The sequence below is a fragment of the Jejuia spongiicola genome (assembly GCF_023502325.1).
Classification (GTDB): domain Bacteria; phylum Bacteroidota; class Bacteroidia; order Flavobacteriales; family Flavobacteriaceae; genus Wocania_A; species Wocania_A spongiicola.
The window spans coordinates 66,263-86,826 of record NZ_JAMFLZ010000006.1 but is presented as its reverse complement, the minus strand read 5'-3'; the positions used below and the strand labels follow the sequence as shown (position 1 = coordinate 86,826).

Annotated in this window: 22 protein-coding genes; 9 read left to right on the top strand and 13 right to left on the bottom strand. The window is 30.2% G+C overall.

The features are described 5' to 3' along the window. Positions 1-80: 80 nt before the first annotated feature. The 9 genes from M3P09_RS13875 to M3P09_RS13835 form a co-directional block, all read right to left on the bottom strand. Positions 81-2,606, bottom strand: a complete 2,526-nt coding sequence (locus tag M3P09_RS13875) for a PIG-L family deacetylase (protein ID WP_249973597.1) — start codon at positions 2,604-2,606, stop codon at positions 81-83. A gap of 98 nt (positions 2,607-2,704) precedes the next feature. Next, positions 2,705-3,226 (bottom strand): mechanosensitive ion channel domain-containing protein, encoded by a 522-nt coding sequence (locus M3P09_RS13870; RefSeq protein ID WP_099564031.1) that lies wholly within the window; start codon positions 3,224-3,226, stop codon positions 2,705-2,707. 37 nt (positions 3,227-3,263) lie between these two features. Beyond that, positions 3,264-4,208: a septum formation inhibitor Maf gene (locus M3P09_RS13865; RefSeq protein ID WP_249973596.1), complete on the bottom strand. Its 945-nt coding sequence runs from the start codon at positions 4,206-4,208 to the stop codon at positions 3,264-3,266. Positions 4,209-4,243: 35 nt separating this feature from the next. Further along, entirely contained in the window at positions 4,244-4,837 is a 594-nt protein-coding gene (locus M3P09_RS13860; RefSeq protein WP_249973595.1) for a Maf-like protein, read from the bottom strand. Position 4,838: 1 nt separating this feature from the next. After that, the gene (locus M3P09_RS13855; RefSeq protein ID WP_249973594.1) at positions 4,839-5,411 is read right to left on the bottom strand and encodes a helix-turn-helix domain-containing protein; all 573 of its coding nucleotides are present in this window, start codon (positions 5,409-5,411) and stop codon (positions 4,839-4,841) included. 123 nt (positions 5,412-5,534) lie between these two features. Beyond that, positions 5,535-6,440: a geranylgeranylglycerol-phosphate geranylgeranyltransferase gene (locus tag M3P09_RS13850; RefSeq protein ID WP_284041200.1), complete on the bottom strand. Its 906-nt coding sequence runs from the start codon at positions 6,438-6,440 to the stop codon at positions 5,535-5,537. Positions 6,441-6,448: 8 nt separating this feature from the next. Beyond that, positions 6,449-6,781 carry a hypothetical protein gene (locus M3P09_RS13845; RefSeq protein WP_249973592.1) on the bottom strand — a complete coding sequence of 111 codons (333 nt, stop codon included), beginning with the start codon at positions 6,779-6,781 and terminating at the stop codon, positions 6,449-6,451. Between the two features lie 3 nt (positions 6,782-6,784). Then, entirely contained in the window at positions 6,785-7,315 is a 531-nt protein-coding gene (locus tag M3P09_RS13840) for a KdsC family phosphatase (protein ID WP_249973591.1), read from the bottom strand. Beyond that, on the bottom strand, positions 7,296-8,066 hold the full coding sequence (locus tag M3P09_RS13835; RefSeq protein ID WP_249973590.1) for a Rossmann-like and DUF2520 domain-containing protein: 771 nt from the start codon (positions 8,064-8,066) through the stop codon (positions 7,296-7,298). The genes M3P09_RS13840 and M3P09_RS13835 overlap by 20 nt, the downstream gene beginning before the upstream one ends. Positions 8,067-8,126: 60 nt before the next feature. Between M3P09_RS13835 and M3P09_RS13830 the strand changes: the two genes are divergently transcribed. From M3P09_RS13830 to M3P09_RS13820, 3 genes are all read left to right on the top strand, one after another. Next, positions 8,127-8,516, top strand: coding sequence for a group III truncated hemoglobin (locus tag M3P09_RS13830; RefSeq protein ID WP_099564039.1), 390 nt, complete (start codon positions 8,127-8,129; stop codon positions 8,514-8,516). 128 nt (positions 8,517-8,644) lie between these two features. Beyond that, positions 8,645-11,917, top strand: a complete 3,273-nt coding sequence (locus M3P09_RS13825) for a cytochrome c biogenesis protein CcsA (RefSeq protein WP_249973589.1) — start codon at positions 8,645-8,647, stop codon at positions 11,915-11,917. A 4-nt stretch (positions 11,918-11,921) separates the two neighbouring features. Next, a complete protein-coding gene (locus M3P09_RS13820; protein ID WP_249973588.1) occupies positions 11,922-12,365 on the top strand; it encodes a DinB family protein in 444 nt (147 codons plus the stop codon). A 22-nt stretch (positions 12,366-12,387) separates the two neighbouring features. Here the strand turns inward: M3P09_RS13820 and M3P09_RS13815 are convergent, their stop codons facing one another. Further along, complete coding sequence (locus M3P09_RS13815) at positions 12,388-13,383, bottom strand: helix-turn-helix domain-containing protein (protein ID WP_249973587.1); 996 nt, start codon at positions 13,381-13,383, stop codon at positions 12,388-12,390. Between the two features lie 149 nt (positions 13,384-13,532). On the opposite strand from M3P09_RS13815, the gene M3P09_RS13810 reads away from it, so the two are divergent. Then, positions 13,533-14,651 carry a DUF2911 domain-containing protein gene (locus M3P09_RS13810; protein ID WP_099564043.1) on the top strand — a complete coding sequence of 373 codons (1,119 nt, stop codon included), beginning with the start codon at positions 13,533-13,535 and terminating at the stop codon, positions 14,649-14,651. 50 nt (positions 14,652-14,701) lie between these two features. Here the strand turns inward: M3P09_RS13810 and M3P09_RS13805 are convergent, their stop codons facing one another. Continuing rightward, the gene (locus tag M3P09_RS13805) at positions 14,702-15,421 is read right to left on the bottom strand and encodes a DUF3307 domain-containing protein (protein ID WP_249973586.1); all 720 of its coding nucleotides are present in this window, start codon (positions 15,419-15,421) and stop codon (positions 14,702-14,704) included. After that, a complete protein-coding gene (locus M3P09_RS13800; RefSeq protein WP_249973585.1) occupies positions 15,415-16,017 on the bottom strand; it encodes a transcriptional regulator in 603 nt (200 codons plus the stop codon). The genes M3P09_RS13805 and M3P09_RS13800 overlap by 7 nt, the downstream gene beginning before the upstream one ends. Positions 16,018-16,240: 223 nt before the next feature. On the opposite strand from M3P09_RS13800, the gene mscL reads away from it, so the two are divergent. Beyond that, positions 16,241-16,684, top strand: coding sequence for a large conductance mechanosensitive channel protein MscL (mscL, locus tag M3P09_RS13795; protein ID WP_099564046.1), 444 nt, complete (start codon positions 16,241-16,243; stop codon positions 16,682-16,684). Between the two features lie 9 nt (positions 16,685-16,693). After that, the gene (locus M3P09_RS13790) at positions 16,694-16,840 is read left to right on the top strand and encodes a hypothetical protein (RefSeq protein WP_199099661.1); all 147 of its coding nucleotides are present in this window, start codon (positions 16,694-16,696) and stop codon (positions 16,838-16,840) included. Positions 16,841-16,849: 9 nt separating this feature from the next. Here the strand turns inward: M3P09_RS13790 and M3P09_RS13785 are convergent, their stop codons facing one another. Further along, a complete protein-coding gene (locus M3P09_RS13785; protein ID WP_249973584.1) occupies positions 16,850-17,506 on the bottom strand; it encodes an HAD family hydrolase in 657 nt (218 codons plus the stop codon). Between the two features lie 196 nt (positions 17,507-17,702). On the opposite strand from M3P09_RS13785, the gene M3P09_RS13780 reads away from it, so the two are divergent. From M3P09_RS13780 to rlmF, 3 genes are read left to right on the top strand one after another with little or no spacing between them, the layout of a single operon-like run. Beyond that, entirely contained in the window at positions 17,703-19,109 is a 1,407-nt protein-coding gene (locus tag M3P09_RS13780; protein ID WP_249973583.1) for an MATE family efflux transporter, read from the top strand. Between the two features lie 13 nt (positions 19,110-19,122). After that, positions 19,123-19,674, top strand: a complete 552-nt coding sequence (locus M3P09_RS13775; protein WP_249973582.1) for a hypothetical protein — start codon at positions 19,123-19,125, stop codon at positions 19,672-19,674. Then, the gene (gene rlmF / locus M3P09_RS13770) at positions 19,671-20,564 is read left to right on the top strand and encodes a 23S rRNA (adenine(1618)-N(6))-methyltransferase RlmF (protein WP_347709814.1); all 894 of its coding nucleotides are present in this window, start codon (positions 19,671-19,673) and stop codon (positions 20,562-20,564) included. Before M3P09_RS13775 ends, rlmF begins: the two co-directional genes overlap by 4 nt.

The window sequence follows — 20,564 nt, the reverse complement described above, 5'->3', positions numbered from 1 at the left end:
ATATAGATGGCATTGGCTATTAAAACTATAGAGTATAGTTTTAGCCAAGGTTGTTTTTGCGGTTTGTCTTTAGTCATAAATTAATCATTTAGTTTGGCTTCTAGTTTTAAATCTTCTTTTCCTATCGATAGCATATTTGCAAATAATCGGTAAGCACCAGAAACACCTTCAGGAAACTCTCTAAAGAAGCTTAAACCAGTATATATGTAATGACCCTTTCCGTATTTAGCAACTAATAAGCTTCCGTTTTTTGGTGTTTCTCCTTTATCGTTCATAGATAATATAGGAGAAAACTCATCTGACCATTCATTTGGAAAGTATAAACCGCGCTCTTGTGTCCAGCCTTCAAAATCTTGTTTAGTAATTTTGTTAGGGTAATTAAGAATAGGGTGTTCTGGGTTTAAAAATCGAACTTCAGCATTTTCATTGGTTACGCGGTCTCTAGATAATTTTAAATCATAAGGTGCTAAGACTTCAGTTTTTAAACGATAATTGGTATTGTATTGCACAATCATATTACCACCCTCTTTTACAAAATCAAACAATTGTTGTTGTTTATACTGTAATTCGTCAAGCACGTTATATGCCCTTATACCAACTACAACTGCGTCAAATCTACTTAATGTTTCTGAATCTATTTCATCTGTTGTTATAACGCGAACATTATACCCAATTTGCTGTAAACTTTCTGGAACAACGTCGCCAGCACCTTGAATATACCCAATATTTTTGCCTTTCTTTTTAATATTTAAACGTACAATTTTGCTCTCACTAGGAAGCAAAACTGTTTGAAACGGAATATGTTCGTAGCCAATTTCTATAAGTTCTTTGGAGTATTTATCTTCATTAACAGTGACTATAGGCCCTATATAGCCTTCACTCTCATTTTTAGGAGGTATGATGGTAAAAACAAGTGTTTGCTCTTCCCCTTTATGGGCAATCGAAACTTTTTGATTTTTTGGATAAACATTCCAGTTGTTTGGAAGACAAACTTCAGCAAAGCCTTCAAGGTTATCTTTACCAGCTTTGACTACTACAGTAATATCTCGTTGTTTATCATTTTCAAAAATGATGACTTTTTCGGTGATTTTTGCAGCTGCTTCTGGAATAACCTCAAAAGGTTTGTATAGTTCTCCTTTTTCTGGTTTTGAGTATCTGTGTACTATTGCTTTTGTTATGGTTAGCGGTACATTGTTTATTAAAAGATTGAAATCAACATTATAACGCCTAGGTGTTTCAGCTAAACCAATTAGGTCTGTATTATTAACTTTATACATGCCTAAAGTTCCTTTTTCACTTAACCAATAAGGCGTGGTGGGATTTTCATTTGCACTAATTTTTATAACTTCTTTAAAAGTATACTTTACATTATTTTTTAATACTATGTTTTTTGAAATATTTAAATTGTTGGTGTTGTTTAAACTTACTAAGCTTATTGATAAATCACTTCTATTAAGTGCTTCTATGTTAATATTTATATTTTCGTTAGAAGTTGCCCAATTTGTATCTGCTGAAGCCTCTAAATACAAACCGGCACACATTTCAATAATAGCTTTTAACTCTTTTGTTTTTTGAGTTTTCCAATGTTTATCTTCTATATTTTGAAGTAATTGAAAAGCTTTCAGTAATTGTGGAATATGTTGCGATGGGTTTTTAAAATTGAAGTTGTTTTCTACATTATATAAAATATCCCCAATAGCTTTTCCTCCTTTAATACGATTCCAAGAAGTATCAATACCAGCAAAAATATTTTTACTTCCTGCTAATGGATCACCTTTTAAAAATTCAATATATTCTTGTTGAGAACCACGCTGCGATAAACGCCCAAAACCTTGACATAGATGTTGGCTACTCGCTAAAGCTGCAACTTCATTATTTGACAAACCTTTAAGGGGATAATAAGTGCCAATATCAAAATGAAGCATATTACTTTTGTCAATTTTATCAAAATTTTCTCTACTACCATATCGCCACCAACTTGTGTTATAAAATAGGCGTTTTGGTTGCCAGATGCCTACATTTTTTACCAAATCTGGGTATGCAGATTTGTTGTTTGCTAAATCGAAAGCCTCCATGCTTAACATAGCAGAAGTTGTATGATGCCCGTGAGTTCTACCTGGTGTTCTATGATCAAATCGATTAATAATAACATCAGGCTTAAATTTTCTAATGGCTAAAACTACATCGCTTAAAACTTCATTCTTATTCCAAATGGTTAAGGTTTCATCTGGATGTTTAGAATATCCGAAATCGTTAGCTCTAGTAAAAAATTGTTCGCCACCATCAACACGTCTTGCAGCAAGCAATTCTTGAGTACGTATAACGCCTAAAAGCTCTCTAAGTTCTGGGCCAATTAGGTTTTGCCCGCCATCTCCTCTTGTAAGGGATAAATAGCCAGTTCGTGCTTTTACATGATTTGACATATATGAAATAAGCCGTGTGTTTTCGTCATCAGGATGTGCAGCAACATATAAAACTGAACCTAAAAAATTTAGCTTTTGAATAGATTCGTAAATCTGCGATGATGAAGGTGTTTTGGGTTTTTGGGCTTGTATATTTAAAAAAGAAACAAGCACTATAAGTATAGAAAGTAGATATTTCCGCATGATTATTTTAGTTAGCTAAAAACCAAATATAGCAAAGTAAAATAGCCAAAAGGTAGCTTTTAATGTTTCTTTAACTTATGATTAAAAGTTTTTACTTTTTATTTATCAAAAGCATCTTTTTCGATTAAGGTAACTGCCTTTTGTAGAAGTAAATTGTTTGGATAAGTAATTAAATCGCCATTGTCTTGTCTTAAATGAATTTGGAATGAACGTATATCTTCGATAAGTGCTTCTATTTCATGGTCTTTATCATGAATTTTAATTTTGTCACCTATTTTGTATGGGAAAGAAAAAAACATAATAATGCCTGACGTTACATTACTTAAAATCGACCAATTTGCAAATAAAGTAATACCTAAAATTGCAAATACAGAGGAAAAAACAACTACTAAATCATCAATATTAACACCAAAAATAAACCCAATGATAAGTAGTGTTATAAATAAAAAAGAGATAGTAAAATAACGACCAACTAACCTAGCACGACTAGTAAGTATTTTTTTTGATTTACCTATAGTTCTAACTATAAGCCTAGCAATTAACTGAAGAATAAAAAAAACTCCAAAAACTATAGATGAGTTTATAATTTCACTGTTATAGGTATCGAAAAAAATTGCCATAAGTTTTGTGTTAAAACTTATGGCAAAGATACAAGAACTATTGCAATTCTAGTGCTTCACGTAAAACTTCGTCTTCATTTTTATTCTTTCCCCAATATGCAGATTTGATAGCTTTTAATTTTGTTGCTTTTGTAGTTAAAGTTTTAGCGTTTTTGCCAAAACCGCTTTTAAAAGTTTCTTCCCACCCCAATATATCGTAAGGAAAACTGGCATTAAATCTTATTACTAAACTTCTATTTAATTCTGGGTAATCAATTGAATATGTATCGTTTAATAAAGTAACTTTAGCATTGTAAGCTTTTAGTTTAACATGCCTTAATCGACCATATTCAAATGATGGAATGATTTTTAAGTTCCCAGTTGGTAGCGATTTTGGGTTGATACGTAATTGCGTCCATAATTCATTTTCTAAAACAGCTTTGTCTAATTTAAAATTTTGATCCCCTTCACTTTCAAAATAGGAATATGAAGTGATTTCAAATTCATCTTTATTATTTAATTGTGTAAAAACATGTCCGCACCATTCTTGCATAGAGCTAGTTACTTTTATAGCGTGTTGGTTATTTGAAACAGGATAAAAAGTACTTTGCATTATAGAATACGGATACAAGCCTGTATTAAATTTCTTAGTAGCATTTAATTTTAAAACGGAAACATTATTGGGATTTTGATTATCGGCTTTAACTTGCTTTTTAGGAAGAAAATCTTCAGTAACATAAATTAAAACAGCTTTACCCTCTCTAATTTCTCCATAACGCGCTTGTTCCAATTTATAAGAGGTAATTTCTGCTTTACCAGCATACCAATATGCTTTAAATTCTTGTGATGGTTCTTTAAAATCTATAGGAGTATTTTCAATTACTTTAACTTCTGAATTTAGAGCTAATTTGTCTTTTTTCTGATCACTTTTGCAAGAACAAACTAGTGTTAAAACTCCAAGAACTAGCCAGAAAGGTGTTTTTATATTTATTGAATGCTTCATTACGATAAAATTTATAGATAGCTAAATTTACAAATTTATGAAGCGTCTACAATATCATTTAACGTTTTATATACAGCATGAATTGGTAAGCCCATAACATTAAAATAAGAACCTTCAATTTTTGTAACCCCTATTTGACCAATCCAATCTTGAATACCGTAAGCTCCAGCTTTATCAAACGGTTTGTAGTTTTTTACGTAGAAATTAATTTCATCTTCAGATAATTTCTTAAAAGTTACTTTGGTAATGTTATGTATGGTTTTTTCGAAAGATGTAGTAGTAAAGCAAACCGATGTTATTACTTCGTGAGTAACGTTGCTTAACATTTTTAAAATAGTAAAAGCTTCATCGTCGTTTCTGGGTTTGCCTAAAGCTTTGTTGTTGTGCCAAACAATAGTATCACTTGTAATAAGGATGTCCTTAGGTTTTAACTCTGTTTTAAACGGAAGCGCTTTTAATTGTGCTAAATAATTGCTGATTTCGAAATGGGTTAATCGCGGCGGATATTCTTCTTTTACAGGTTTTAGCCTAATTTCGAAATCTAAACCTAAATTTTTAAAAAACTCTTGACGCCTAGGAGAACCAGAAGCTAATATAATATGGTGTTTTTTTAGTTTTTGGTTTAGCATTTTATTTTATTAATTTAATTAGAGTTTTACCATAGTATAAAACTCCAACTGAAAATATTAAGCAAAGATATATGCCCGTACGAATACTTACTAATAAACCTTCTTTTAATCCTTGTGCTATCATTAGTATAACAATATAAACTAAAAAACCAGATCCAAATTTTAACATTCTTTCAAGTGGATTCATTTTTTGTGTAAATAGAACAATAAAAAAAGGAATGAAAAAACTTAATAAGAGTGCTCCAATTCGACTATTAATATTAGCATTAGAGTCTAAAGTTAGGAATCCAATAATTGACATCAGAAGTAAATTTAATAGAATAAGAAAGGCTCCATCAATAATAAATGTTCCAATGGATTCACTTGATTTTGGTTTAGCTTTATTTGTAAAATAAGTGCTCTCTATTTGAAGTGCATCACAGATTAAATCTAATGTTTTTCCTCTGGGTTCATTTTCATTATTTTCAATTCTTTGAATTGTTCTTAAGTTAATTTTTGATAGCTCAGCCAATTCTTCTTGGGTTAACCCTCTTGATTTTCGGATTTCGAAAATTTTATTTCCGATTGAATTCATAATAAATAATTTTTATCAAAGTTATTCAGAAAACGAAAGTTTGATAGCGGTTTTCTATGGACATTTATACGACATTTTATTTTGTCGTTTAAATATCAAGAGATTTCTAAACCTTAACTAAGGTTAAATAAAGCTATATAAAAGTAAGGAAAGCATTCCAAAAAACATCACTAATTTCAATATGTTACTAATATGATGATAATCCTTTTTTGTTTTAGCATTAAATGATTTGATACTTATATAAAGTAATGGCGCAATAATAAAAACTAAAAAAAAGATAACTGCTATTTGGTTTTTGTATAACGAATTGATAACATAATAAGACACTGCTAAAAGCGGAATAAGTGATAAAAAAAATAGGATGTTTTTGGCACGTTCTCGCCCAATTATTATAGGAAGCGTTCTCATACCTGCTTTATAATCACCATCAATATCTTCAATATCTTTAGAAATTTCACGAATAAGGTTTATTATAAAAGCGAATACAGAGTAATCTAAAATTATTTTAAAAAAGGTATAAAGTGTTTGTCTATTTTCTGTAGTTATTACTGGTAACAATTCAAATATACCAACAACAATAATGCTTAATGCAACCAATAGGGATATAATTATATTGCCAATTAAAAATGTTTGCTTTAGGTAGGAAGCATAAACATAAAGAAGCGCAGAAATAATTACAAATATTGAGAAAAACCCGCTTCTTCCAACAGATTGTGATAAGTAATACCCTAAACCAACACCAATTACATTTAAAATAATAAAAAGATTATATGCTGTTTTTTCTGAGATCGATTTTCCAATAATTATTTTATCAGGCTTGTTTACAAAATCGGTTTCAACATCATAAATATCATTAATAACATTACCAGCGGCTGCAATACAAATGGTAGCTAAAATTAAAATTAAAATTTGTAGTGTGGTTAATCCAAAATTCACTCCAAATGATTCTAAAAAAGCATATTTTACTAATAGTTGCACTAGTGCAATCATCAATAAATTTTTCCAACGTATAAGGTTTAAAAAGTTCAATAGCAATATTATAAATAAGGTTTGGTTCTATTATTAACGGCATGTATAAGGTACTCTCGAAAGGTTATAACAATGATAAAAAGCACTAAAAGGGTTAATACTAAGGCTTGAATATATCTTCTTTTTTCATTTTTTCTAATCTTATTTTTAATGATTTCTCTTTCTTTTTTGGTTAACTTTTTATGAGAAAAATTAAGTTTAAAATGAAAATGAGTTTCTTCGTTGAGTTTATTTTTTAAAGTAGAAAACGCTTTATTGGTTTTTTGATTAAATACACTGTGATTGTTTCCAAAGCCAATATAACCAAATCCTATATTATGTCTTCTTTTGTTTCTAGCCAATATTTAATCGTATTTAGCACTAAAGTTACCATTCCATTTGCCTTGCACTTTTAGTACTTGTTCAATAACATCTCGTGCAGCTCCTTTACCTCCTTTTTTATGCGAAATGTACTTTGAAATGTTTTTTATTTCTGGTACGGCATCTTGTGGGCAACAAGGTAAGCCAATTTGCTTCATTATAGGAAAATCTGGGATATCATCTCCCATATATAATACATTTTCAGATTTAATCCCTTTTTTGTCAAAGTAGTCTTTAAGTTGCTCAATTTTATTATGGGCTCCTAAATATATATCCTTTATTCCTAAACCTTTTAGCCGTATGCGTACACCTTCGTTTGAGCCTCCAGAGATTATACAAACATTAAATCCGGCGTCTACTGCAGTTTTTAGCGCATAACCATCTTTTATATTCATTTTGCGTAGTAATTCGCCAGTACTAGTAACTGTAACCGTTCCGTCTGTAAGCACACCGTCAACATCAAAAATAAATGTGGTAATATGTTCTAAGTATTCTTTATAGCTTTTTTCTTCCATGTGTTTGCTGTATTGAACTAGTTAACAATTCGTAAATGTCTTTATGTTGCTTGTTTTCTAATTGCTTTAGCTGCTTTTTTATAGTTTTTTTATCATGACGTTTTGCTGGACCTGTTTGTGCCATGTATGGTGATAGCTCTTGAACTTTTTTTGCTGTTTCAAGAATTAATGGTTTTAATAAATCAAATTCAGCACCTTCACTTTCGGTTATCTCATGTCCAATTCTATATAATTGATTTGTAAAATTGTTTACAAAAACAGCGGCTAAATGTAATACGCGACGCTGATCGCTGTTAACTTTTTTTGTTGGACTCCCTATGGATAGTGCTAAGTTTTTAAGAAGATTATAATGTTCGCCTCCACCAATAGTTTCTATGCAAACTGGTACGTTTGCAAAATCCATTTCAGCATCTTTACTAAAGGTTTGTAATGGATAAAAAACGCCACGTTTTTGTTTTTTGTCAATATCATAAATACTTACACTACCAGATGTATGCACAACTAATCTGTTTTCAAAAGGGAGTTGTTCTGATAGCTCTGCAATGGCATCATCACTAACAGCAATAATATATATATCAGCGTCTTTTAAAAGAGATAGATTATCAATAATTTCAACTTCATTTTTGTAAGAATTGATGGAGTTTAAGTTTCTGTTAAACCATTGGTTTACAGTTATGCTATTCGCTTTGCTAAAAGCTTTAAATAGGTGAGTGGCTACATTGCCAGCGCCAATAATTACTACTGAAATCATACCGCTAAAATAAGTAAGTATTGTATCATATAAAAGACTTATGCCTTATCTTTGTCTACTATGAATAAAAAAGATATTAAAACCAGAGATGATGTTTTTTTATTAGTATCCTCATTCTACAAAAAAGTTAGGAAGGATGCTGTTTTGGGACCTTTTTTTAACGATATAATTGAAGATTGGGATTCACATTTAGAAAGATTAACTACGTTTTGGGAGTCAAGTTTGTTTTTAAAAACTAGATATATAGGAGACCCTTTGGAAGCTCATGTAAAAGTGGATAAAAATAATAACAATAGTATTACAGAATTGCATTTTGGGCTTTGGTTAAATATTTGGTTTCAAACTATAGATGAACTTTTTGAAGGTGATTATGCAGAGAATGCTAAAAGACGCGCCAGAAAAATGGGGACTTTTTTATATTTAAAAATATTTGAAGCAAGACAATCTTAATAGTCAAGTTTCAGAACAAGTCTCAAGTATATAATTATTAATGAATTTGTATTAAGTCTTTCAAATTTTAACATAGCAAAATCAACTAAAATCCTTAAATTTGCACGACCTAAAAAAGGGTTGTTATTATGCAAGATAAACTCGCCAAAATTCTTTTCTCTACTAGACTTACTGCTGTTTTATTTATTGCCTTTGCTGCTGCCATGGCAACGGGAACATTTTTAGATGCAGGACAAGAAACATCTCCAACACCTTATACAAGAAATTTAATTTATAATGCTTGGTGGTTTGAAGCTATTATGGTGTTTTTTGTAATAAATTTTACAGGAAACATTTTTCGTTTCAGATTGTATAAAAAAGAGAAATGGGCAACTTTAGTATTACACTTAGCTTTCATTTTTATTTTATTAGGTGCTTTTATTACCCGCTATGTGAGTTTTGAAGGTATGATGGCAATTAGAGAAGGAGAAACAGAAAACACTTTTCTTTCCCAAGAAACATACATAACAGGAACAATTGTTGGAGATTATGAAATTAATGGACAGTTACAACAACGTTATGTTGAAAATGAAGTAGATTTTTCGTCACGCCTAAATAATAGCTTAAAAATCGAAACAGATTACAATAAACAACCGGTAACTATAGAATTGGAAAAGTTTATAGCTCATGTTGAAGAAGATATTGTACCAAGTAATGATGGAGAAGCTTATTTAAAAATTGTTGAAGGAAGTGGTGCTGGATCACATAATCATTTTTTAAAAGAAGGAAAACAAGCAAGTATTCATAATGTTATTTTTACTTTAAATAATCCAGCTAAAGGAGCCATAAATATTACTTATTCAAAAGATTCTCTTACCATTCAATCTCCTTTTGAAGGTGAATATATGACTATGGCAACACAAGCTCGGGGTAAATTGATAAAAGATAGTTTACAGCCATTAATATTGCGTTCGCTTTATAGAATTGGGAATATGCAAATGGTGTTTCCTAAACCCGTTGTAAAAGGTACATTTGACGTTGTTGAAAAACCAATAATACTACAAAGTAAGAATGATGTGGATGGTGTTGTGCTTAAAGTTTCGGCAAATAACGAGACTAAAAGTATTGGTTTATTGGGAGGTAAAGGGTCTAGCGGTGGTTTTAAAAAAATAAAAGTTGGCGGTTTAGATTTTGCTTTTAAGTATGGTTCAAAAGTGTTGGAGTTGCCATTTCAAATAAAGTTAAATGATTTTGAAGCAGAGCGCTATCCTGGAACAGACAAAGGATATTCAGCTTTTTCTAGTCAAGTTACTGTCTTAGATGAGGAAAAAGGGGATTATGATTATAAAATATTTATGAATAATATTTTAGATCATCGAGGATATCGATTTTTCCAATCGAGTTTTGATGCAGATGAAAAGGGTACTATACTATCTGTAAACCATGATTATTGGGGAACTTTAATAACCTATATAGGTTATTTTATGCTCTACTTTGGTATGATGGCTATTTTATTTGCCAAAGGCTCTCGTTTTGGAGACTTAAAGCGTCAATTAGAAAAAGTTAAGGCTAAAAAAGCAAAATTGTTATCAATAATGTTTTTATGTTTTGGTTTAAATGCATTTTCACAACAGCATTCTGAGGATGATGGACACGATCACTCTAGACCATCTAAAACTCAAATAGACTCAATTATAAAGGCTAACATAACTCCAAAGTCACATACTGATGAATTTGGGCATTTAGTTATTCAAGATCTTAGCGGGCGTATGATGCCTGTAAACACTTATGCATCAGAGATGCTTCGTAAGTTAAGTAAAAGTGATACTTATGAAGATTTTGATGCTAATCAAGTTTATTTATCCATACAAGAAAGTCCTTTGCTCTGGTATAATGTACCCATTATTTATATAAAACTAAAAAAGGGAGATTCTATAAGGAAGCTAATCGGCATAAATAAAGAAGAAAAATACGCTACACTAGCAGACTTTTTTACCGTAAGAGGTGAGTATAAATTAGCACCTTATCTTGATGAAGCCTATAAAGCACAAGTGCCAAATGGTTTTCAAAAAGAGTTTAAAGAAGCCGATCAGCGCGTTAGTTTGTTATATAATGCAGTTGAAGGTATGTCTTTAAAAATATTCCCGATACCTAATGATGAAAATAACAAATGGATTTCTGCTTACGACTATAGAATAGATAAAGAAGTAAATAATAAAATTGAAGATTCACTTTATAGGAATTTTGTAAAAAATGGATTTAGAGCTTATCTATACACGCTTAATAAATCTAAACAGTCAAATGATTTCTCTGAAGCTTCAAAACTTTTAGCAGCATTTAAAAAAACACAACAGCAATACGGAGCTGAGGTTATGTTGAGCGATGATAAAGTTAAAACAGAAGTTTTATACAATAAGTATGATATTTTTAAGAAGCTTTTTAGCTGGTATATGTATGCTGGTAGTTTGTTGTTTGTTCTGCTGATTGTTCAAATTTTTAATGATAAAAGAAAGCTTATTAATGTTTCTGTTACAGTTTTTAAATTTATCATTTTTGGACTGTTTTTATTGCACACAGCAGGATTGATTGTTCGTTGGTATATTTCTGGTCATGCTCCATGGAGTGATGCCTATGAATCGATGATTTATGTAGCTTGGTCTACCATGTTGTTTGGGTTTATTGTAGGTATAAGTAAGAAAAAGGAGAAGATTGATAAGGATGATATTTCTGGAGTTGTGTTGGCCGTTTTAGGAAAAAGAAATAATTCTGATTTAACCATTGCGGCGGGAGCATTTATAACATCAATGATTTTAATGATTGCACATTGGAATTGGATGGATCCAGCTATTGCAAATTTACAACCAGTTTTGAATAGTTATTGGCTTATGATTCATGTTGCAGTAATTGTGGCAAGTTACGGTCCTTTTGCATTAGGTATGATTTTAGGAGTTGTTTCATTGTTGTTAATGATTTTTACAACAAAAGAAAACAAAGTAAAAATGGACCTCAATATCAAGGAACTTACTATAATTACCGAAATGGCATTAACAGTAGGTTTAGTTATGTTAACAATAGGAAACTTTTTAGGTGGCATGTGGGCGAATGAAAGTTGGGGGCGCTATTGGGGATGGGATCCAAAAGAAACTTGGGCACTTATAAGTATTATGATTTATGCCTTTGTATTACATATGCGACTAATTCCTGGGTTACGTGGGAGATGGCTTTTCAATTTAATGTCAATAGTAGCTTTTGCTAGTATTTTAATGACGTACTTTGGAGTGAACTTTTATTTGGCAGGATTACATTCTTACGCTAGTGGAGACCAAATAGTAAGTGTTAAATTTATAGGTATTGCTTGTGCAATTGTTGCTGTTTTAGGATTTTTCGCTTATCGAGGTTATGCTAAGTATTACAAAAAGTAAAAAAATGGCTGATTTAAATGATAAGTTAAAGCTATTATTAGATTCTGGATTCGAAAGTATTTCCAGATATTCTGAGGCTGGAATGTCTCATAATATTTCTCCTGAAAAATGGTCTAAAAAAGAAATATTAGGACATCTGGTAGATTCTGGTATTAATAACCTTCAGCGTTTTACAGAGATTCAATTTGAGAGTAAACCATATAAAATTCGAACATATAATCAAAATAAACTGGTAAAATCTAACGATTACCAAAATATAGATTCTAAGGCCATTTTGACTTTATGGAAATCTATCAATGATCAAATCCTCCATTTAATAAAAATTCAAACTTCTGAAACTCTGAACTATGAAATTATTTTAGTAGATGGAAATGTCTCTGATTTGAAATTTTTAATGGAAGATTATGTAAATCATTTAGAACATCATTTAAATCAAATAATTGATTGATTTAATTTTATAAAAACATAGTTTAGTTCGCTTCAGTAATATCATCAATAATCATTTTTTGATATTCTCTTGGAGTTTTTTGAGTTTCTTTTTTAAAAGCACTATAAAAAGCTGAGGGTGTTTTAAACCCAGAATCAAATGCTAAGTTTTCAATTTTATCGTTCTTGTATTTTGGGTCTATTAATTTATCCTTTATATCTTTTATTCTAAAGCTATTAATTGTTTCTGGGAAGGACTTGTTGTAAACACTTTTAGTAACCTTCGAAATAATATACGTAGGTAAATCAATTGTTTCAGAAAACTTCACTAGAGTTATAGCAGGTTCTAAGTAAGATTTGTCAACTTCCAGAGCCTTCACTACTTGATTTATTTGCTTTTCAGAAACAATTATTCTATTTGTTTTTTTTATTAAAACAGGAGATTTTAACGCATAAAAAAATAGTATATATATTATTAGAGAAGCTATTGCCGTACCTATTGTATAGTATAGCATAGACCCTCCCCAATGTTGAAATGTAAAAGCACCAATTAACGCTATTATAGCGTAAAAAAGTGTTTTGTGCCATATGGTTATTAATTCAACATAATTTTTGTTAAAAAGGAATTTAGGACCTATATATATAGTATATAAAGACATACTTAACAGCGCTGACAAATAAAATTTGCCATCATATCCATTTATTAGGTTTATGAGAATAAAACCTAAAATTGGGTAAGCAAAATGAAGCATGTGTTTAGTACTAAAACCACTTTTCATTATAGAGTTTTTAAAGTATAATAATAGTAAAGGACCTATAGAAGAAAAACCAAGAAAACCCAATGCTACACCAATTGTATCTATACCTGAAAAAACATAATAAATGATAGACTTTGAAATTCTTAAAGCTATAGCAAGAAAGAATAAACCCAAAATAATATCATGAAATGGGTTTTCTTTTCTAATAAATAGAAAATATAATATCAAAAAAATACATGTTGCTACCGAAATACTAGAAAAGATAGTTAAGGCTATTTCCATTAATGTTTTATGTTTTTACACAAATATCAAAATAAAGTTAGTTCATTTTGTTAAAATCCCCTTAAAACATCTCCATATTTCTAGAATCAGAACAAAAAAAGCTTCATAGACTTATAGTTTTGCTCTAATCAATTAAAAAACGAACAGTTATGACTAACTACTTTATGACAAAGAAGAACTTTTATTTAGTAATGGCATTATTTATTTCAATGACATCATTTGGTCAATTTCACACATTAAATTTTCCAAAAGCAAGTCCTAAAGTAGTAGAAAGTCAAAAACTAGGTGTTACAAAAATCACAATTAATTATAGTAGCCCTAGTCTACGAGGTAGAGATGTATGGAGTAATCCTAATATTATACCCCAAAAAGGTAAGCCATTTCCGTGGAGAGCAGGGGCGGATATGGCTACCACAATTAATTTTACCACTGATGTTACAATTGAAGGGAAATTACTAAAGGCTGGAACTTATGCTTTTTATGTCATTCCTGAGAATGATATGTATACATTATTGTTTGCGCATAATTATAACCAATGGGGGAGTTATTACTTAAATATTGATGAGGATGTTTCTTTAAAAGTAATGGTAAAATCTATCGCTTGTGAAAAATCTGAGCAATTAGATTTTGAATTTTTAAATAGAACTGAAAATGGATTAATGATTGGCCTAGAATGGGGAGAAAAGCGTATTCCATTTAAAGTTGAAGTAGATTTAAATAAAACTGTTGTAGAAAGTTTTAGAAGTGAATTACGAGGCATTAATACATACCATTGGCAAGCTTGGAATGATGCTGCCCGTTGGTGCTTAAATCATAACACAAATCTGGAGGAAGCTCTTGTTTGGGTTAACCATTCTATAAATGGAGGGTATGGCGGTTTTGCTGCTCATAAAGACATTAGAAACCTAGTGACTAAAATTAACTTATTAGTTAAATTGAATAAAGTTGAAGACTTAGATGAGACTATTAACGATGCATCAGAAATAATAAAGCAGGACTGGGAAGCTAGTTATTTTGCTCAGGTTTTAAATGTAAATAAATTGTATGGTAGAGCCTTAGATTTTTCTAATATGCATTTAAAAGATTTCTCTAAAACATGGTCTATACATTTAAATAAAGGAGTTTCTCATTACTTTTTAGGTAATCAAAAGGAGGCTATTAAAGCTGCTGAAAAATCGCTATCATTGGCTCCAGATGTTAGAAAAAATAGAATAAAACAAATTATTAGTGAATTTAAAAGCAAGTCATATAAGATTCCTGTTGGTTAGTCAATTATACTAATAACCTAAAAATAAAATCGATGTTTTTAAATTGGCTTTTATTCAATTAATGCTAAAACATATTCATAGCCAATTCCAAATAAAATAGCCAAACCAAAACTTAATAAGCTACCTATAAGAATATATTCTGTTAATTTTCGATCTTTTGCTTTTGATAAATCTCCAAAACGAAATACCGATTTTGCCGCTAATAAAAAACCAATACCTTCCCAATGTTGCGTAATTATAAAGGCGAATACAAATAAGCGTTCTAGCATACCAATATAAGAACCTGCATTTTCTAAGGATTCATCATTACTGTCTTCTTTTAAATACCATTTAGATATAATGGTTCTCATTATTATTGACGACACTACTGTAACACCTAATATACTTGTAACTAATAATAAAAATTTAGGATTATAAAGTGTATCTATACTAAAATCATATGGTTCGTAGATACTAACAACTAAAGCAATCATTATTAAATGTGCTAATTGGTCTAAACCAAAAAGAAGCCTGTTATTAAGCAAAGATTTTAAGTTTAACTTTATAATATCAATAATATAATGTGAAATGATAATAATCAATATACCTAGCCAATACTTAAAATCGATTTGTAGCACCAAAATTAAAGCACACAAATGCACTAAAATATGCCAGTATAAAAACTTTGATTTGTGTTTGTGAGTTTCTTTATGAATTACCCATTTTTGAGGTTGCAATAAAAAATCGCCAATAAAATGGGCTAATATTAATTTAATAAATAAGGTTAGCATAAGGTTTGTATTTGGGTTTTGTAGTGTTGCAGTAGTTTTGAGATTTCATCAAATCCAGCACGTTTAAGACCTTGGCTAATATTGCCTTGGGTTTTACCAAAATAATTTGCAAGTTGCACTTGGTTTAATTCTGGCTTTTCTAGTACTGCCTTAATTAATATAGCAGTTGTTGCTGTCCAGTTATTCATGGTTAATAATGCTAAATCTAGCATAATATTCATTGGCTTATCAAAAGTTTCAAAAGGAGATTTTATAGCAAGAGTTGTTTTTTTTAGCGATTCAAAACATTCTCCAGAATTTATAAAAGCACTTCCATTAGATTCTGTAATTCTTTCAGAAGAATATGTTTTTTCTCCTATACCAATGGCTAGTCTTACATCAATTTTTTCAAATTGTTTTACAGTTGCTTTAATTAACAAGCAAGCTTCTAAAGCCTGCTTTGGATTGACTTCTAATTGAAAACTATCACCCCTATATATTTCCCATGCTAAAGGTGAATTGCCATAACTATTTAAAATAGTTTTAAGCGAATCTAACCATTTCTTTGGAGAGCTCTTTTTAGAATTTATTATATCACCTGTTATTATACTAGTCATAGTTTGGTAAAAGATATAATCAAATGTATTAATTTTTAATCAAGAAAACAAAAATATTAGTTAAAAAGCTAATAATTTAAAATATTAGTTAAAAGGATAATAATTAAAAATATCAGTTAAAAAGGCAATAATTAAAGCATTCTATATGTGTAAACAATTTTTTGTTTTTTGAACTCAGTTTATAAACAAATACCTTTGCTTCATAATTTTTAAAAGAGAAAAAATGAAATTATTTAAAGAGTTTAAAGAGTTTGCTGTAAAAGGTAATATGATGGATATGGCAATTGGTATTATAGTAGGAGCAGCATTTAATAAGGTAATTGATATCATGGTTAAAAAAGTGTTCTTGCCGCCATTATCATTGTTAACAGGAGGTGTAAACTTTAATGATAAACGTATTATACTTAAAGATGCTTTATTAGATTTAGATGGAAAAATTATTACAGATGAAGTTGCTATTGGTTATGGCGCTTTAGGTGAAGCTTTTTTAGATTTTATTATTATAGGGTTTACAGTATTTATAGTAGTTAAGTTTATGAATAAATTACGTAAAAAATCTCAAGACACAAAAGACACTACAGTTGCTACACCAAAAGATATAGAATTACTTTCTAAGTTAACCGACTTAATGGAAGAACAAAACGCTTTGTTAAAATCTAAAAGTTAAATTCGAAATATGTCAAAAGCAGGACGAGAAAAAAACACAAAAAATAAAGCGAAGCACTCTAAGTTAATGACTCAAAAAAAGAATAAAAAAAAGCGAGAAGAGGCATTAAGAAAGGAGCGATTGAAAGCTATTATTAAAAAAACTAAAGAGCAATAAAGTAGTTTTCTATAAGAACGTTTTAATTTCATCAAATCGAATCTCATTAAACTCGGTAATTACTTTGTTTGCAGTAGTGTAATCTTGGTTTTTTGAATGTGCACTATCAAAAGCAATACAAAAAATATTCGCTGCATTAGCTGCCTTTATACCATTAGTAGAATCTTCAATAACAATACATTCCTCTTTTTCAAAACCTGAAGCTTTAGCTGCATTTATAAAAATTTCTGGATGAGGTTTCGAGGCTTTTAAATCGGCACCACTAAGTTTAGAAACAAAATATTTGTCGAGCTCAAAACGAGTAAAAATCCTATTTATATTTGGCATCGAAGCTGAAGATGCTAATACTAGTTTTAATCCGTTGTTATGATAATCTTTTATCAATTCTAAAACACCATCAATTAATTTGAAGCTATCATCATTATCAAATAAATATTTAAAATGTTTGCGTTTTATAGATACTAACTCTTCTGGTGATTGATTAAGGTTAAACGTTTTTTGTAGGTGTTGACAAATTGGTAGCGTTGCTTGCCCTGTGTAAGATTGATAAAGCACATCAGATACATTAATATTTACTTCTTTAAACATGCGATGATAAGCCTTGTGGTGTAAAGGTTCGCTATCAACAATAACACCATCCATATCGAAAATAACAGCTTTTAGCATATCAAAAATTTTTGGCGAAGATATATGTTTCAATAGTAATTCCCCAAACACATTTTGTAGTTTTAAATTAATTTGTCATATTTGTGGTCTTATGATTGTATAATTCGACTTCCGTAGCTGTATCGAGATATTCTCGAACTAAAAAAAAGCTAGATACTCCTGTATTTAGTTAAGTCTATATTTTATATTTTTAAAAATGCAATCAAACAAAATTTCTTTAAAACAATTCATTCAATATTTTAAAATAGCTGTAACAGGCAAAGAGCAAGAGTTTACCACAGGTAGTATTAGAAAGGCAGTTTTTATGCTTTCTATTCCTATGATTTTAGAAATGCTCATGGAATCTATTTTTGCAATAGTAGATATCATGTACGTATCGCAAGTTAGTGTAAATGCTGTTGCTACTATTGGTTTAACCGAGTCGGTTATTACATTGGTATACGCTGTAGCCATTGGATTAAGTATGGCAGCAACTGCAGTTGTAGCAAGACGCGTTGGAGAAACTGACATAAAAGGCGCATCAACTGCGGCGGTTCAAGTTATATTTTTAGGAGTATTTGTAGCTGCAATTATTAGTGTTATTGGCATAATATATCCAAAAGAAATATTAAGCCTTATGGGGGCTGAGCCCGATCTTATTGCTGAAGGTTACGGGTACACCAAAGTACTTTTAGGGGGTAACATAACCATTATGCTGCTCTTTTTAATTAATGCCATTTTTAGAGGTGCTGGCGATGCATCGGTAGCTATGTGGACGTTAATTTTATCAAACGGGTTAAACATTATTTTAGACCCTATATTTATTTTTGGTTTTGGGCCTGTTCCAGCTTATGGTGTTGAAGGCGCTGCAATTGCAACAACTATTGGTCGTGGTACTGCAGTATTATTTCAATTAATTATTTTGTTTTACGGATTTAGTAAAATAAAAATAGCAGTTAAAGATTTAGTGTTACAAGTTGGTGTAATGATTAATTTAATAAAAGTATCATTAGGTGGAATAGGTCAGTTTTTAATTGGAACATCATCTTGGGTGTTTTTAATGCGTATTATGAGTGAGTTTGGTAGCGAAGTTTTAGCAGGTTATACTATTGCCATTCGTGTAATGATGTTTACGCTTATGCCTGCATGGGGAATGAGTAATGCAGCGGCTACCTTAGTTGGGCAAAACTTAGGTGCTAAAAAGCCAGAACGTGCTGAAAAATCGGTTTGGAAAACAGGAAAATATTCTGCCATTTTTATGGGACTTGTATCAGTTATTTATTTAGTATTTGCACCACAAATTATTGTATTATTTAATGCTACGCCAGATGTTGTTAAGTATGGTAGTTTGTGTTTACGTGTAATAGCTGCTGGTTACATTTTTTATGGTTATGGCATGGTAGTTATTAATGCATTTAATGGTGCGGGCGATACTAAAACACCTACTTATATAAACTTTGTATGTTTCTGGTTGTTACAGCTACCATTTGCTTATGTTATGGCAATTACATTAGATTTTGGACCATCGGGAGTATTTTGGGCTATTACTTTAGCCGAAGTTTTAATAGCAGTTATAGCAATTATATGGTTTAAAAAAGGAGCTTGGAAAAGGGTGGAGGTTTAATATAAATTAAAGAATGAAAATAGGAAGACAATTTAATAAGCTAAATAAATCTGAATACATCTATTACATAGATAATAATAAAAAGTATACAGATTTTAATACTTTAGGGTTGTATAGATCGATTTGTGAAAATGATAAATTAAACCTAGTTGAAAAGATTGAAATTAGAGATTATGCGAATCGCTTATTTGAAAAAACTTTTAATTTTTATCAATTGAAAGACCCTTTAACGTATTTTAATTTAATTGTTTTAGGAGAAGAGTTGACTGTTGCTGATGAAAGAAAAATTTGGGATGATATAAAAACGAATCAAGAAAAGATATTATCTAAGAAGAAAATAAGGCACAGAAACTTTGGAGACTATTCAAAACATAATTGTGGATACGAAGATTGTCCATATAATGGATTAATGATAAAACAAGGTTCAGAATTTACAGAAAATTTTATGCATTTTGATTCTGATAAAAATAGTTATGATGCAAAAAATAAATCTGAAAGAATTAAAAAACAAAGAAAGAACAAAACAAAGATTATTAGAGACGAACTAGAAGATTTAAATTTATAGCTATCAAAACAAATCCAAAATTTAACTTAAAAAATAAACACAAATCTGGATACGATTTAGATACTTTGTGCGAAGTCTATCCAGATTTAATTCCTTTTGTATTTATAAACAAATATGAAACTAAAACTATTGACTTTGCAAACCCAAAAGCTGTAAAAGCACTTAATAAAGCGCTTTTGTTTAAACATTATAATGTTCGTTTTTGGGAGTTTCCTAATGCCAATTTGTGTCCGCCAATTCCTGGCAGGGTTGATTATGTTCATTATTTGGCAGATTTACTTAAAGCTTCAAGTTTAAATGAGAATATCAATGTTTTAGACATTGGAACTGGGGCAAGTTGTATTTATCCTATTTTGGGACAAGCTGAATATAATTGGAAGTTTGTTGGATCAGATATTGATAAATTATCTTTAGAACATGCTCAAAAAATCATTAATCAAAATAAATTAACCAGTTATATTTCTTTAAGACTTCAAAATGATTCAACACAAATATTTAAAGGCATTATAAAGGCTGAAGATAAATTTTCGGTATCAATGTGTAATCCTCCATTTTATAAATCTGAAGAAGAAGCTTTAGAAGCCACTACAAAAAAGTTAAAAGGCTTAAATAAAGGAGAAGAAGTTGAGCCTGTTAGGAATTTTGCAGGATCACAAAATGAATTGTGGTATAAAGGAGGGGAAAAAGCCTTTATTCATAATTATTTATATGAAAGCTCTTTATTTAAAGAACAATGTATTTGGTTTACTACATTAGTATCTAAAAAAGATTTGATAAAAGGAATTTATAGTTCTTTAAAAAAGCTGGGAGCAACCGATATTAAAACTATAAATATGGGACAAGGCAACAAAATATCTCGTATCGTAGTATGGACTTTTCTAAATAAATAG